This window comes from Lactobacillus sp. UMNPBX15, assembly GCF_002553785.1.
GTDB lineage: Bacteria > Bacillota > Bacilli > Lactobacillales > Lactobacillaceae > Lactobacillus > Lactobacillus crispatus.
On record NZ_PCYV01000103.1, the window covers coordinates 1 to 383 of the forward strand.

The 383-nt window shown below is 45.2% G+C and carries 1 pseudogene; it reads right to left on the reverse strand.

Features of this window, described 5'->3' with window-relative positions:
- Positions 1-383, reverse strand: a pseudogene (locus CP366_RS10465) (LytTR family transcriptional regulator); the annotation flags it as partial.

Consider the following 383-nt stretch of genomic DNA (forward strand, 5'->3'; position numbering starts at 1 on the left):
GTTCCGCGTTCTTACCGAATTCACGATAAAGGATCTCTTCATTCAACGGATCCGATAACTTACCGAGCGAGCAACGGGCAATGTCCCCCATGGTATGCAAGCCTAATTTTTCCAATCGTTTTGCATAACCGCGACCAATTCGCCAAAAATCTGTCAGGGGCTGATGTGCCCAAAGATAGCGTCGATATTGGTACTCATTCATTTGAGCAATCCGGACACCATCTCGGTCAGCAGGAATCCGTTTTGCAACAATATCCATCGCCACTTTTGCTAAGTAAAGGTTTGTACCAATCCCGGCCGTTGCAGTAATTCCGGTTTCTAACTGAATCTGTTGAATAATTTGTTTTGCCAGTGTATGAGGCGATACTTGATGATCATGAAGG